General features: G+C 58.4%; 13 protein-coding genes and 1 pseudogene. 6 read left to right on the top strand and 8 right to left on the bottom strand.

What is annotated here, in order from left to right:
• Positions 1 to 153 precede the first annotated feature (153 nt).
• The gene (locus tag ACWIKC_RS10290) at positions 154 to 411 is read right to left on the bottom strand and encodes a hypothetical protein (RefSeq protein WP_454597413.1); all 258 of its coding nucleotides are present in this window, start codon (positions 409 to 411) and stop codon (positions 154 to 156) included.
• Positions 412 to 816: 405 nt separating this feature from the next.
• On the opposite strand from ACWIKC_RS10290, the gene ACWIKC_RS10295 reads away from it, so the two are divergent.
• Positions 817 to 2,721, top strand: coding sequence for a tetratricopeptide repeat protein (locus ACWIKC_RS10295; protein ID WP_454597414.1), 1,905 nt, complete (start codon positions 817 to 819; stop codon positions 2,719 to 2,721).
• A gap of 236 nt (positions 2,722 to 2,957) precedes the next feature.
• The gene (locus tag ACWIKC_RS10300) at positions 2,958 to 3,401 is read left to right on the top strand and encodes a hypothetical protein (protein WP_454597415.1); all 444 of its coding nucleotides are present in this window, start codon (positions 2,958 to 2,960) and stop codon (positions 3,399 to 3,401) included.
• 341 nt (positions 3,402 to 3,742) lie between these two features.
• Here ACWIKC_RS10300 and ACWIKC_RS10305 read toward each other — a convergent pair whose 3' ends face one another.
• Complete coding sequence (locus ACWIKC_RS10305) at positions 3,743 to 4,744, bottom strand: substrate-binding domain-containing protein (RefSeq protein WP_454597416.1); 1,002 nt, start codon at positions 4,742 to 4,744, stop codon at positions 3,743 to 3,745.
• A gap of 444 nt (positions 4,745 to 5,188) precedes the next feature.
• On the opposite strand from ACWIKC_RS10305, the gene ACWIKC_RS10310 reads away from it, so the two are divergent.
• A complete protein-coding gene (locus tag ACWIKC_RS10310; RefSeq protein WP_454597417.1) occupies positions 5,189 to 6,577 on the top strand; it encodes an OprO/OprP family phosphate-selective porin in 1,389 nt (462 codons plus the stop codon).
• Between the two features lie 254 nt (positions 6,578 to 6,831).
• On the opposite strand, the pseudogene ACWIKC_RS10315 reads toward ACWIKC_RS10310, so the two are convergent.
• A pseudogene (locus ACWIKC_RS10315) lies at positions 6,832 to 7,198 on the bottom strand (DDE-type integrase/transposase/recombinase).
• Between ACWIKC_RS10315 and ACWIKC_RS10320 the strand changes: the two are divergent.
• Positions 7,100 to 7,498, top strand: a complete 399-nt coding sequence (locus tag ACWIKC_RS10320) for a hypothetical protein (protein WP_454599526.1) — start codon at positions 7,100 to 7,102, stop codon at positions 7,496 to 7,498. The pseudogene ACWIKC_RS10315 and the gene ACWIKC_RS10320 sit on opposite strands and share 99 nt — an antisense overlap.
• 211 nt (positions 7,499 to 7,709) lie before the next feature.
• Here the strand turns inward: ACWIKC_RS10320 and ACWIKC_RS10325 are convergent, their stop codons facing one another.
• Positions 7,710 to 8,186: a CHRD domain-containing protein gene (locus ACWIKC_RS10325; RefSeq protein ID WP_454597418.1), complete on the bottom strand. Its 477-nt coding sequence runs from the start codon at positions 8,184 to 8,186 to the stop codon at positions 7,710 to 7,712.
• Positions 8,187 to 8,356: 170 nt separating this feature from the next.
• Between ACWIKC_RS10325 and ACWIKC_RS10330 the strand changes: the two genes are divergently transcribed.
• On the top strand, positions 8,357 to 9,187 hold the full coding sequence (locus ACWIKC_RS10330; RefSeq protein WP_454597419.1) for an alpha/beta hydrolase: 831 nt from the start codon (positions 8,357 to 8,359) through the stop codon (positions 9,185 to 9,187).
• A 31-nt stretch (positions 9,188 to 9,218) separates the two neighbouring features.
• Here ACWIKC_RS10330 and ACWIKC_RS10335 read toward each other — a convergent pair whose 3' ends face one another.
• On the bottom strand, positions 9,219 to 10,751 hold the full coding sequence (locus ACWIKC_RS10335; RefSeq protein ID WP_454597420.1) for a phospholipase D-like domain-containing protein: 1,533 nt from the start codon (positions 10,749 to 10,751) through the stop codon (positions 9,219 to 9,221).
• Positions 10,752 to 10,949: 198 nt separating this feature from the next.
• Positions 10,950 to 11,198 carry a hypothetical protein gene (locus tag ACWIKC_RS10340; RefSeq protein WP_454597421.1) on the bottom strand — a complete coding sequence of 83 codons (249 nt, stop codon included), beginning with the start codon at positions 11,196 to 11,198 and terminating at the stop codon, positions 10,950 to 10,952.
• Between the two features lie 354 nt (positions 11,199 to 11,552).
• On the opposite strand from ACWIKC_RS10340, the gene ACWIKC_RS10345 reads away from it, so the two are divergent.
• Positions 11,553 to 12,575: a sodium:calcium antiporter gene (locus ACWIKC_RS10345; protein WP_454597422.1), complete on the top strand. Its 1,023-nt coding sequence runs from the start codon at positions 11,553 to 11,555 to the stop codon at positions 12,573 to 12,575.
• A gap of 218 nt (positions 12,576 to 12,793) precedes the next feature.
• Here the strand turns inward: ACWIKC_RS10345 and ACWIKC_RS10350 are convergent, their stop codons facing one another.
• Together ACWIKC_RS10350 and ACWIKC_RS10355 are read right to left on the bottom strand one after the other, a co-directional pair.
• Entirely contained in the window at positions 12,794 to 13,207 is a 414-nt protein-coding gene (locus ACWIKC_RS10350) for a response regulator (RefSeq protein WP_454597423.1), read from the bottom strand.
• On the bottom strand, positions 13,185 to 14,318 hold the full coding sequence (locus ACWIKC_RS10355; RefSeq protein WP_454597424.1) for a sensor histidine kinase: 1,134 nt from the start codon (positions 14,316 to 14,318) through the stop codon (positions 13,185 to 13,187). Before ACWIKC_RS10355 ends, ACWIKC_RS10350 begins: the two co-directional genes overlap by 23 nt.
• Between the last annotated feature and the right edge of the window lie 2 nt (positions 14,319 to 14,320).

Genomic DNA, 14,320 nt, shown 5'->3' on the forward strand with positions numbered 1-14,320 from the left:
GGAGCAGGACTCCGAATTGGCGGGATCGCAAAGGTCAGCGCGTCGGTCTGGACGATCTTGGATCGCTTAAATCAACGATGAGTGGCGGTGCTGTCGGTCCAATCGCAACTTGTCTCCATTCGTCGACAGAGCTCTCCCCTACCCCGGCAAGACTCAGGCCATGAGAGATCGCCACTCGGCCAGGGCGGCCGAGCGGCGGGTCTTACAGGTCTTTCTGTCGATCAGGTGGCGTTCGGAGTTGAACTGTTTGTGGACGTTGGCATGGACCGAAGCGAACTTCAGCAGGGCTCTCATTTGTCTGAATCTCAGCGTCGCCCGTTCCCGTCGTCGAAACGGAAGGTCGGAGTTTTCGACCCTGTTTTTGGCCCAGCGCCCAATCTCCTGTTTCTGCTCGCAGCCAAACTCGGCCATCGCTGCCCTCTACGAGCGCAGACCATCGGTGGTGATCGTCTTGAGGCATCTTACCGCCCTCCCCCGCCACTCCTTACCAGCAGATGCATTTGCTCTGACAGAGCCCTTGGGCAAATAGGCTAGGTCCGAAGATCGGCGGACGGTGTCAGCGCCCCCTCCCTGGGCTTAATTCGTTGCAAATGCTCAATTAAGGACTAGCCTTTACACCGGGAGGCTGGAGTGGTGCTTGATCGAAATACATTAGCAGCGCCCGGAACTAGGGCTCTTGCCAGAGTTTTCGGCGAGTTCCGGCTCGAGACTTCGGACGGTACACCCTTGTTGCTCAGCAATCGCAGGGGGATGCTGTTGATTGCGCTGCTTTGCTTGCAGCCGGATTGCAGGCTCGACCGTGAGACACTCTGCAGGTTGCTATGGCCCGACCGGTTCCATGCGCAGGCAAAGGCCAGCCTCCGGCAGTGCCTTCTCGACCTTCGGCGCCAGTTCGAGAACAAGGGCTTTCGCAATCTCCTGATTGTCACCCGGTCGGGTGTTGCGCTCGATCGCAACCTCTTGCTTTCCGACCTTTCCGAGCTTGAGGATGCGCTTGCGCAGGGCAAGGGGAGTCGAGCCGCTCAGATCCTCGAGAACGTCGCCAATCTGCCAATGCTCCAGGCTGCGTCGCTCAATCCCGCCTTTGACAACTGGCTTTCGCTAAAGCGACACGAGGTCGATGCGAGACTTCGAAAGTCAATTGCCGGGCTGGTGTCCGAACTACGCTCTACTGGCGAGCCGGAAAGCAGCGCGCGGCTGATAGTTGCATCGCAGGCCCGCTATCCCGCAGCGATCGGCCCGGCCGAGATCGCCCTTGCGGTTCTGCCCTTCGACCAGATCGACCAGGTGGATGGAGACTTCTTCCTGGCCGAGGGCGTGACCGATGAACTGGTGTCGCGTCTTGGTATGGTGGAAGGGATCGCGCTGGCCGGGCGGACCTCGGTCCTCGCTGTGGCGGCAAGAGGGCAGACGCTTTCGGAAATGGCCGCAAACCTGCGGATTACGCATTTGATCGAGGGCGAAGTCATTCGCACCCCGGATACCATCGCGGTCAGGATCGCCCTGATCGAAGGCACCACCGGCACCGAGATTTGGGCGGATCGGATCACCGGCACAATCGACGAGTTCTTCGAGTCACGCAAGATTATCGGCAATAACGTCATCGCCGCGATCTGCAGGGTGCTCGGCCTTCCGGTTTCGCCCGCACCGCTGCGGCGAATGACCACCAATCGTGAGGCCTATGGGCTTTATCTTCAAGGCCGCTCGCTGTTTCGGCGTTCGATCACCGATGGTGCCGCTGCAAAGTCCGTCGAGCTGCTCGAAGAGGCGCTGGCACTTGATCCCGAGTTTGCCGAATGCTGGACTGCGCTTGCCGATGCCCATGTCCACAACGCGGTCTATACGCCATGCCTCGACAGGGTCGAACGGTCGCAAACGGCGGCTCAATGCGCGAAACGGGCGGTCGCGCTCGACCCGGGACAGGGCCATGCCCTGGCGATCCAAGGCATTCACGAATGGACCCGCAAGAATCCGGCGGGCGCGCTTGATCTGGCGTTTGAAGCTTATGCGCGCGAGCCGCGCAATGCCGATGTAGCCTTACGTCTCGGGTCTTTCCTGCTGTATATCGGCCGCACCGGTGCTGCCCTGCCGTTCATCGAGGCAGGGGTGGAGCAAGACCCTGCCTATGGGCGCAATCACGCCATACTTGCGACCGCGCATTTCAATCTCGGCGAATTGGACCCGGCCCTGGCAGCCGGGCAGCGCATGATCGATCTGGGAATGCCGGGGATGTGGTTGGCAGCCATACAGGCTGCGGTCGGCGAACACGAAAAGGCGACCGAGACCTATTTCGTCTCGCGGACGCTGATGAACACGGTGATCCTGCCACCCGTCGGGACCGAGCCGATGAGCGATGCGGTGCGCGATGCCTATTGGTCGATTGCCTCGAAAGGGTGTTGCAGCGGCGATGACAGCGCCCGTGCAGCCTATTGCGTCATGCTTGATGGACTGCATGACACGATGCCAGACCCTTACGATCCCTCGGTCGCCTTTCCAGCGATCTGGATGGGTCATGCCGAGCTGGTGATGAAGATCTACCGCGAGTGCATCCATCCGGCCAACATGTTCGGCCTGATGAGCCTGTGGGCCGATGTCGAACCGATCCGGCAGACGCGCCAGCATGCCGGCTTCATGGATTTTGCCGAACATGTCGGCTTGGTCGAGGCATGGAACCGCCACGGCTGGCCGGACCTGATGCCGAAAGACCCGCGCACGGCCTGAATGAAGCTCGAATTGACGCTTTTTTGACGGCCGCCCCGGTTGACCGCACCACGCCTGCGGAGGCATTCTCCAACTTATAGGAACCAGTTGAAATACAGCTATTTCAGGCAATGCGCGGATCGGGGGATCTGCGCGCACAGAGGAGTTTGCCCTGTGCTGTCTCGGGAGAAAACCACCGGAAGCAGAAATGAGTCGAGGCCGCGAATTGGCGTGTTGGTGCTAAAGGGAGAGAACCGGTGAAGCAGATCAAAATGGCGCTTGTTGCGATGGCCATGACAATGCCGTTGGCCGCGCCGGTAGCTGCGCAGGAATTTCCGCTGGCTCCGGGCGAATATGTCCAGATGAGCGGTGTCGTCGTCGAAGATGGCGAAGGCGGTCTGAAATATGCCGAATGGCTTGCGACCGAATGGAAGCGGTTTCAGGAATACGCCAAATCCCAGGGATGGATCACGGATTACGGCATTTATTCCAATGTGAATGCGCGCACGGGCGAGCCCGACCTTTATCTTGTGACCCAGTTCGCCAGCCTGCCTGACGCTGCCGAGCAGGAACGCCGAGACAAGGCGTTCGATGCGTGGTCGCGCACTACCTATAAGGAACAGGCCGCCGCCAGCGGCAACCGCGCCGAATATCGCACGGTAGTCGGCTCCATGCTGCTGCAGGAATACAAGCCGCGATAACGCGGCCAGCACGAACTCCGACGGGCGGGAAAGCGACCCCCCCGCCCGTCGGGGTACAGCTTTCGCCCCGCCTAGAGGAGCGTCCGCCGTTTCTATGCCGTCACCCAGGCTCGCCGATGTCGTCTACCGCACCCTGGCTGGTTTCTTCGGCCTAGGCATCGCCCGCCCTACCCGATAACCCGCATTCCGCCAGTCGGGCATTTGCTCTGAGAGTGCCCTTTGGCTGCTTGCTACAGCGCGCCATCACCGTCTGCAAACGAGAGACTGCAACAGGGATTCAGGCACCCCGCTACACCTGCCCATGGCGCGGGTAGTGGGATGCCTGACGGGATCAGCCGAAGCTATTCGATGTCCGATGCACTCAAAACTGTGAACTCGGTCGCGGCTCTCTGGCTGCGAGCCTCGGTGTCCTCAGGGTTGGCGATAAGACCGATTTTGGCCAATGGTCCTTCTTCGCCCCAGGATTTCGCCCAAGTTCCGATGAATTCACGCAGGCCTGGAATCGCATCCAGATGCGCATTCTTCACGTAGATGTACAAGGGTCGGGCGCCCGGATATTCGAAGCTGGCGATATTCTCGTAAGTCGGCTCTACGCCATTCATCGGAAGACCTTGTACGCTGCCACGGTTTTCTTCCAAAAACGAATATCCGAATATCCCGACTGCCTGAGCATTATTCACGATTTTCTGTACGATCAGGTTGTCCTGCTCGCCCTGATCGACATAGGCGCCGTCCGCGCGAACTTCCGTGCAGATTTGGTCATAACGGTCTTCATCGGCTTCCTTGAGAGCAGCCATTTGCGGGCCAGCTTCACAGCCGGGCTGCAGAATCAGTTCCTTGAGCGCATCACGCGTGCCGGAGGTTGACGGCGGACCATAGACCATGATCGGAATATTCGGCAGCGAAGGATCGACATCGCTCCAGGTCTTGGCCGTCTGCTCGTTCCCATAAGGTTTGGCAGCAAGCGCTTCATAGACGATCTGAGGCGTCAGGTTCATCTGGATGCCGCCTTCTGCAGAGGCAAAGGCAATGCCGTCCAGACCAACCTGGATCTCGGTAATCTGGTCGACCCCGTTGGCGACGCAGGTCTCAAACTCGCTCGCCTTCATCTGACGAGACGCATGCGCGATGTCAGGCGTATTGGCACCTACGCCCGAGCAGAAAAGCTGCATCCCGCCGCCAGTCCCGGTTGCTTCAATGATCGGCGAGCCGAACGCCCGGTTGGAACGGACAAAATCTTCCGCCACCACCTTGGCAAAAGGATAGACGGTCGATGAGCCAACGGCGCGGACGGTATCACGCGTGCCAGAACCGCCGGAACTATCGCCGCACGCGCCCAGCATGAGCGTTGCGATCGCTAGGGGAAGCGTAAGAAGCGCCTAGGGTTTCATCGAAGTACCATTCCATCTGTGTTGCGCCGTTGCAGCGCAAATCTAAGTGTTTCAATGCGGGTCCGGACGGGCTGTTGGGCGAGATTCATGACACGCTTATGACAAACTGGTCGGATCGATCACATAAGCCAATGTTGAAAAGACGAAACCAGAGGCAATTGGCCACGACCTTTTCTTGGCCTGGGCCTCCGGCCAAAAGATCGCAGCATCTACACAAATCAGGGGTGCAGCGTGGGCCATCTCACTCATAGGGTATGGTGTTCTGCGCTCTTTCCAGCAGCCTTCCATGTGTCTTGTGGCAAGGTCTCGAAAGGTATCCATCGGACGTCTTGTCATATACCCGTCATTCCACTGACGTAGCGGCGCAACCGAATCGTCACATTGAGAGAAAATCGAATGCTGTTGCATATGTCTCCTGTTCGCCGCGTCGCGTCGGCTTCTGTTGCAATAGCGCTGGCGCTAAACTTCGCTGCGCCCGCTCAGGCGCAGGCGCAGGGGCAGCAGTCAGATGAAGCCGCTGCGCTTCGCACTGAACTGGCGCAGATGCGTGCGCAAATGGAGGCGATGGCCTCGCGCATAGAGATGCTCGAGGGCGAGACTGCCAGCGAAGATGGAGCGGTTGATACCGGAGCCGTCGCAGCGCCCCCGTCCGGAGAGGTCGCAGCTCCGGCGCCCATGCCCGTTGCTGCATTGGAGGCGAAAGATGGCTGGACTTTCAAGCCGTTTGGCCGGCTTCAGATCGATGCTGGCGCGGTCAAGGCACCCGATGCCATCTCCGATCAGGGGCTCGGCTTTGCCAACGAGATCCGTCGGGCGCGCATCGGCGTCGCGGGCGATCTGCCGGGTGGTTTCGCTTACAAGATGGAGGTGGATTTTGCGGACGGAGAGGTGGAGCTCACGGATGCGCTTTTCACCTACGAGAAGGGAGATGCAACCGTCACGATCGGACAGCATAACAACTTCCAGGGTCTCGAAGAGCTTTCCAGCAGCCGCTTTATCTCTTTCCTGGAACGCGCCTCGTTCACCGACGCATTCGGCTTCGAGCGTAGAGTAGGATTGTCCGGGCAGTACGAGAATGGCGGATTGCTACTCCAGGCGGGCGTTTTCACCGCCAATTCCGACGACCTGAGCAGTGATGAAAACAACAGCTGGAGCTTTGATGGTCGCTCCGTATACGCACCCACCCTTGGAGACACCCGGCTGCACTTTGGCGGCTCTGTGCACTACCGTAAACTGAACGATGCCGATGACACGGTTAGCTACCGGCAGCGTCCGCATTTCCATTTTACTGACACCCGCTTCATCAACACCGGCTCGATCGCGGCGGAAACCGAAATCGGGTTCGGTCTAGAAACGGCTGCGATTTCCGGGCCTTTCCATTTTGCGAGTGAGGCATTTTGGCAGCAGGTTGAGCGGCCCGAGCTGACCGATCCGACATTCTTCGGCGGCTATATGGAGGCAGGCGTATTTCTGACTGCGGGAGACACACGCGGTTACAAGGGCTTCAAGTTCGACCGCGTAAAGCCCGCGAGACCGCTTGGCAAAAACGGTTTGGGCGCACTGCAGCTTAACGTGAGGTACGACTACCTCGATCTGGTCGATGCCGAGATCGCTGGCGGCATTCAGAATAGTTATGCCGCGTCGCTGGTCTGGACGCCAACGGCCTATACACGCTTCATGCTCGACTACTCGCACCTGGAGTACGATATGGCCGCGATCGCTGCAGGAGGCGATCGGGACTATTCCGTCGATGTGGTGGGCCTGCGCGCACAGGTCGACTTCTGATTTGGTCGGCCCTGGGATCTTCAGGAATGGCTGTGCGGGAACGACCATTCCCAGGGCTTGCCCAAGGTCGGATTGGCGTCGCGATCGAGTGCGCGAAGCTAAACGTCTGGAGCCGGGCCGTTTGCGGACAGTCGGCTATAGGGGCCCAACTTGTCGAAAGCCGACCTTTGGGATGCGGCTTAATCGTAAAGGTGCTGTCAGTCTAATCGCAACTTGTCTCCGATCGGCAGAGCTTTCCCTTACCCTGAAAGGGCTCAGGCCATGAGGTTCTGCCACTCGACCAGGGCGGGCGAGCGACGGGTCTTGTAAGTCTTTCTGTCGATCAGGTGGCGTTCGGAGTTGAAGTGATTGTGGACGTTGGCATGGACGGAAGCGAATTTCTGCAGGGCTCTCATTTGCCTGAATCTCAGCATCGCCCGTTCCCGCCTTCGGAACGGCAGGTGTGAGTTTTCCGCCCGGTTGTTTGCGGCTGACCCGGTGGCGAATGTCGGCTGCGAACAGAGGACCGAACCTGTTCCACCAGTGACGCACCGTCTCGTGGCAGATGTCGATCCCGCGCTCCGCCAGCAGGTCTTCCACGTTCCTCAACGACAACGGAAAGCGGACGTCCATCATCACCACCAGGCGGATTACCTCGGGCGACGAGTTGAAATAGCGAAACGGGCTGGCTGGTTTCTTCAGTCTGGGCATCGCCCCGCCCTAGCCGATCCGCCGCGTTCCGCTAGCCGGTGCATTTGCTCTGACAGTGCCGTTGAGCGGGATGGCACTGCCGCTAACCCTGAGCACGAGGCTTTGGAAATACTGATTTTCGACACAATCATGTTGAACGGCGAACGCAAGACCGAGCAGCTCGTCATGGCCCTGATCGATGGTACCTGGCAGGTTGCAAAGATCGACATCGTAGACGTAGATGAGCATTAATGCCGAAATGCCGGCAGGGAAGATGCGCCACCCCCTTCCTCACATTTACGCGAGTGGGGCAGGCTCATGAAACCCTCGAGTAGGGGCTGCGGTGTTGGCCATTATCCGATCCATCGTGGCAGCGAAGAATGATTTTGCATTGATAAAAATCGAGCCGAAGTCATTTTGCCGACCAGCTAGCATACCTCCGCTAGTGCGAACATCCGCGGTGTTATGGCAAGTTCAGCTGACCGCGAACAGCACCGTTGGGGTGCGCGGCGTTGTGGAGGTTGACGTAGAAGGCGCTCGGATCTGCGAGGATGCGCCGAGCGAGTTCCGGTGCGAGTTCAGTGCAGGCGTTTGCGCGACGGTTCATTTGAGGAGTGACCAGCGGCGCGACTACTTCGCCATTCAACTGCGCTGTCCCTTCGTGAATATGGGCGGCAGTTACGAGGTCGACGCCATTGGCTTCTAATTCGTAACACATGCGGCCCGATCGGTTCAGCGCGGCGACAAATTCTCCCGCCCCATTCGCATCACCGGACTGGCCGAGTTCATTTGCCCCCCTCAGATCCGCGCTGATCCGAGTTCCAAAATTGAGTGCATCGCGCTCTGGGTAAGTTGCGCAAGCGGAAAGGAAGAGCGCGCCAGCAGCCAACCCAATAAGAGAAAAACTAATCGGAGGGGCAACTTGCGCTCGGTAGGACATAAACTGAAATCCCTTGGTTTTTGGGTTGGGCCACCTACTGTTCGAGGCCTACAACTTCGACAATACCTGTCTAGCAGTGTCAAGGCGCTCAGAAGCGATGGTGGGCGCAAAAATTTGGAATTTCGAGCCGCGAGGCTATGGAAACAACAATCAGGCTGGGGAGTAGGTTCTTGTTCAATTTTTTCCTGAGTGCTTTTGTATTCGCGTTTTTGAGCGCATCGGCGCTCGCCCATGACCGCACTTACGAAATCGAAACCGATGGGCAAAACGAAACGATATTCGTCTGGGATGCGCATGGGGAAACGAAGGGTGTAGTTCTGTTTGGTCATGGTTGGGGCGGCCAGCCTGCCAATTATGATCGGCTGATCGACGGCTGGACGGAACTTGGATTTACCGTCGAGGCACCATTGAACCTGGATAGCGATGCCCATCCGCGTCACGCATCCCTGCCGCCTGAAGGTATGTCGCGGACGGTCGCGATCATTGGGCAAAGAATGGAGACGCTGCTTAGCATGCGTGACGCTGTGAAGGAGCGTGGACTGCCTGTCGTGCTAGCCGGACATAGCTTTGGCGGCTTTGTCGCCATGACTCACGGAGAGGGAAAATGGTTTCAAGGTCCGTTGGTGGGACCTGAGCCTGCCGCGGTGATAGCCTTTTCCTCACCCGGGGCTGTGCCACCGCTGGTCTCGGAAACGACCTATTCCGCCCTTGATGTGCCGTTCATGATGGTGACGGGAACGAAAGATTCGACCGGGACAAGCATGCCGACCTGGGAGGTGCACCGGTTTGCATTCGACCGGAGCAACCCGGGCGACAAATATCTGGTCGTCGTCGACGAGGGTGGGCATAATTTAGTTGCACTCGATGACGAGGAGCTCGTGCAGCCGATTATCACCTGGTCTGGCAACTTCCTTTCCGCTTACGCTTCAGCCGATGCTAGCGCCAAAGCGGCGCTTGGAAGCGACCCTATAGAGGGCCGAATTACTGTTGAACGGCGCTGAAAACTGACGATCCAATACCTTCGTCGATTAGTCACCTAGCCCGAAAGGATCGAGCGGCGGCCAAGGCCGCCATCAAGAGTGCAGCGCTGGCAATCGGCAGGCTGTTGCGGCGCATTGCCCCAGCGGCGAAGTTACCTAGTCTCTTCCGGACCTTAACCGGCTCCTCGGGGTCCATCAGCCGGCTCTTGGCCAGCGCTGTTTCAGCTGAATTGAGCTGCCGTGTCATCATGACGTGAAGAGTCGTTCCATCTTTGCCACGAAGACGCTCGATGGTCTCGAGAATGCTACCGCGAGATAGGTTGATCTCAGCTTCGATGTCGCTGCTGGACATTCCGAGGTGTTCGGCAATCAGGCGGGTCCGCAATTCGACTATCGCCGCTTCGAGAGCAGGCTGATCGCATGCCTCCATGGCAACATCGCATTCGGTATCGAACGCCAGAGAGCGGCTCGCCATGTTCGAAGACCCGAACCTGATGAAATGATCATCGACGATCAGGAGTTTGGCGTGGACGTAGATATGCTCTCCTGCGGTATTGTCCGGATTAAAAATACCTAGCCTGCCATCCTCGTCAGCCTCGCGAAGATCGTCGATTATGATTGATCTGGCGGAATCCATCGCCTCGGATTCAAGCCAGCTCTCGGCTGAGTATGGCAGGATTATCACGATCTCCGGCCCGTCTTTCTCTCTCAGCTTCGCCTTGAGGGCATCGGCGATTTGTCCTGACGAAAGAAACTGGTTCTCAATGTAGATGCTCTTGCGTGCCGATCCGATCGCCCGTGTCCAAAGCTCCTGAACTTCGTTGATCTCGGCTTGATCACCATACTCAGGATAAGTTCTAGCTATTCCGACGGTCACATCGCGGCAATGTTCTGTCAGCATCTCAGGCCACAGCGCCTTTTTCCTATCTGGCACTGGCAAGTCGTGTCCGGTCGCGTCCTTCCACCGCCGCCTCGCAAGGTCGCCTAAAGCCTTTGCGGCTTCTCCATCTACGGCCAGAGCCATGTCATGCCACGGCATCCCGCCTTCGTCGGTTTCGCGCCTCCGTTGGTCTTGTAGGTGATGGTCGGAGGTATCCCAGCGCCCTGCAGTCATGTCGATGCCGCCGCAAAATGCCAACACATCGTCGATCACTACGATCTTCTGGTGATGACAGGCACCAGCGGGATGAGTCCGGTCGAGCCGGAAATGGATCTGCGGCTTGATCTGGGCCTTCAGCAGCAGATAAGACCCTAGCTGCCGCACCGTGTTGAACAGCATGGCAGCATCCCACTGCAGAATGAAAATCTCGAGATCCGGTCGGTTCTTCGCGGCGTAGACCAGAAATTGGCGTAGCTGGTCAGGAGTCTCTGGGTCGTCCTCGGTAGGACAAAGCCGAATGCCGAGATCAAACTCCCAGCCGATTAGATAAACGCATCTTTCAGCCTGGAGGATCGCTTCCTTCGCGGCCGCGAAATAGTCAGCCGCGTCCACAATGAAAGATACCCTTTGGGCGCGAACCTTGCGCCAGCAGGTCTCTCCTTCCTGCAGGACCGACTTGCTCGGCTGGCTGGTGACCGCTGTCAAAGGGCGGCCTCAATCGAGTTGCGAATTTTTGTGCCTCCTCAATGGATTCCACTAACATTCGTGAATGCCGAAGACCAGCATACGGATTATGCGGGACAGGAGGCCTGACCGAGTCTGGAAGCGAAAAGGCAGCACCCGTCGGAGTTGACGGATGCTGCCCAATCTCGGCCAGAGGGGAAACGCTGCTGGCCGCTCTACTCAGTATTGATTTTCGACTTGGTGATCGCCAGCTTCGCCCATGGCGTCGGCTTGGGCGTCGAGAGCCTCTTCCTGCACTTCGTCGCCCTGGGCCTCAGCAAGATCGGCCTGTTCTTCAAGGACATCTTCCTGCGATTCAAACTGCTGATCGACAAGGTCCTCCTGCGCTTCCTGCTCGCTTTCAGTACATGCGCCGAGAGCGGAGATAGCGAAGGCAGATGCTACGAGTGTCACAGTCTTGAACTTCATAATTTATTCCCTTCGATTCTGTTCGGAGATGACAGACAGGGCAACATGGCAACCACGTGACAGCTCGTCAAACCGGGTCGCGAAAGTAAGGTTATGCCTTCGTATCGGCGAAGTCCCTTTTCACCCCAATCTTGGACGTTCGCGGCGAGACCGACATTCACCCGAAGTTGTCAGGCTGCTTGCTGAGGCTTTATTCCGAAAGGAGCCTGTCAGCAGACGACCCAGTTCCAGCCGGTCGCCTACCAAACCAAGTCACGTCGAACCTAATGCCCGCTGCTTGATGGGGATATCCGGAGCCGAATGGAACAGTCGCCCTCTTTTCTGCGTTTCCCGTGGCAAGCCACTTGGAGGTAAATGCTGCCAGACCTTTCCCAATTGTCGACCATCGCAATCTTGGCGATCTTCGCAGGATCTGCGCTGGTAATCGCCTTGCTGGGAACGAAAATGTCTGGCTATGCCGACACGATCGCCGATCGAACGAGGTTCGGCGAGGCTCTTGTCGGTTCGGTTTTGCTTGGCGCGGGCACAAGCATAGCGGGCATCGTTACCTCGACGACGACTGCAGCTTCCGGCGCAGCCGATCTGGCAGTTTCTAATGCAATGGGCGGGATCGCCGCGCAGACGATGTTTCTGGCGCTTGCCGACGTAGCTTACCGTAAGGTCAATCTGGAACATGCTGCGGCGAGCGCGGTCAATCTCGGCCAAGCCACCGTTTTGATGTTGCTCGTCGCTCTATCGATCATGGCATGGGCAACACCTGCATTCTCTATTTGGGCTATCAACCCTCTCACTCCGGTGCTGGTCGGAACCTATCTTGTTGGTCTTTACAACGCGCACAAGATCCACGAGCGGCCGATGTGGCTTGCCAGGATCACCGATGCGACACGGGACGAAGAGAACGACGAAACCGAAGACCAAAGATCCTTGTGGCTGATCGGAGCGCTGTTCGGGACTTTGACGATCATTGTCGGCCTCTCAGGGTGGGTCGTTGGCGAGACGGGCATCGAACTTTCGAGCAGGTTCGGGATATCGCAGGGTGTGGTTGGAGCACTGGGAACCGCTATCGTCACCTCCCTGCCTGAATTGGTGACGACGATAGCTGCGGTGAGACGCGGCGCATTGCAGCTTGCCATTGGCGGAATCATCGGCGGGAACATGTTCGACGCCCTTTTCATCGCCTCCAGCGACATCGCTTATCGCGACGGCTCGATTTACCACGCGATCTCGCAGCGCACGGTCTTCTGGATGGCTTTGGTTCTCGTCATGACAGCCGTTCTGCTTATTGGCTTGCTGCGACGCGAGAGGCAGGGACCGGCTGGTATCGGTTGGGAAAGCGTTATTTTGATCGCTCTGTGGGTGGGAGCCGCCACTCTCTAGGTAATCCTGGGGTGAGCAAGTTCCCATCGACGCGAGGCACAAAGAAAAATGGCCGCTTCCAACCCAATATCGACCATTCCGGACAGTGTTGCGGGGGCCTCAAAGCGGACCTTGGAGACTATACCGTTCTTCACCCTGGACCATGTCAGCCCGTGGGCAGCGATCGTCGAGCCGCCTGCTTCCGGTTTGGGGTCGAAAATGCCGGCCGGCAATTGGCCTCAATGGGCCAGAAGGTCCTTCAGAGCAGCCAGGAGCGTCGACGGCAGCACTGGCTTGGGAACGAGCGGAACGTCGTTGAGCAAGGGTTCGTCGATCTGGCTGCGGCTGTAGCCAGATGTCAGCACGAACGGAATCCGGGAAGAGATGAGAGCCCTCGCAACCGAAGTGGATCTCACGCCTCTGAGATTGAGGTCCAGCAATGCGGCATCCGGACGATTCTTGCCGAGCGTTTCCAGCGCGACCTCGACGCTCGGTGCCCGTTCGATCGTCTGCGCTCCGGCGGCCGAGAGAATTTCCTCCATCTCCATCGAAATGAAGGGATCGTCTTCGACGATGAGGATGCGCCGGTTCGACAGCAGTTCGCTGTCGAGGCTGGCGCCTCCAACGGCCTCAGATCGGGAATTTGAGTTCATACTGGAAACCCTCGGGAAGATATTTCAACTGCGCCTCGCCATCCAGCTCATAGGCGGCCAGATCCGCGAGCAACCGTGTTCCGAAACCACCGCGCCCTGGCAATTCCACCTTCGGCCCGCCCACTTCCCGCCAATGCAGATGAACCCGGTGACCTTCGGGTTCTTCCTCGATATTCCATGAAAGCTCGACCACGCCCTCCGGCACGGACAGAGCGCCATGCTTCGTCGCATTGGTTCCAAGTTCGTGCAGGACCAGAGCCATCATGCGTCCCTGGCGAGCCTGAAGCATGACCTGCGGACCTTCGATCTTCGGAACCGGGGCATCGGCAGCCTCGAACGGCTCTACAGATCGTTTCGCGAGCTCCCTCAGATCCAGGACCTGGGCATGATCGTCGAAGACCAGGTTTTCCGCTTGCGTGAGGGCCCGAAGCCGACCGAGAAAAATGTCGCGATAGGCCCGTGCCGAGGCATCTTCGGCGGTCGTCTGCTTGGCGAGCGATTGCACCAGCGCCAGCATGTTCTTGACCCGATGCTCGAGCTCCTGAACCAGGACGGTCTGGCCGCTGAGCGCCTTTTTCAGTTTCTTGTGCGCCCGGTGGCGATCCACGGCAGAGGCAAGCAGGTTGGCGTAATTCTTCAGGAAGGACGTCTCGTGTTCATCGAAGTCACGCTTGTCCGTGGCATCGACCTCCAGCACGCCGAAGGGCCCTTCCTCACCTTCGATGATCACGTTCACCATGCTCTTGATGCGGTGCTCGATCAGGACGTCGGGAATCTTGAAGCGCGTTTCCTCATCCAGATCCGGGGAGACCACGGGCTCGCTTTGCGCCAATGCGAAGCCGGCAGGCGAGTCCTTGTCCGCGCCGAACCGAACGTGCCCCACCGTGCCCGGGTGCCAATTTACGCCAGCTCGCATGAGGAGGGTGGTCCCGTCAGGCAGCAACTCGAGCACCTTCGCACGGCGAATATCGAGTCCTTCGGCCACGAGCTCGGCGGCGCGATTGAGGATTTCGTCGAGATCCCGCGAAAGCAGGCAATCTGATCCGAACCGGGCCAGAGCATCTTGCTGCCGACGCAGCCGTTCGGTCGCTTCACCGTCTTGTGAGTTCATAT

It is taken from the genome of Qipengyuania sp. SM2507 (assembly GCF_053714505.1).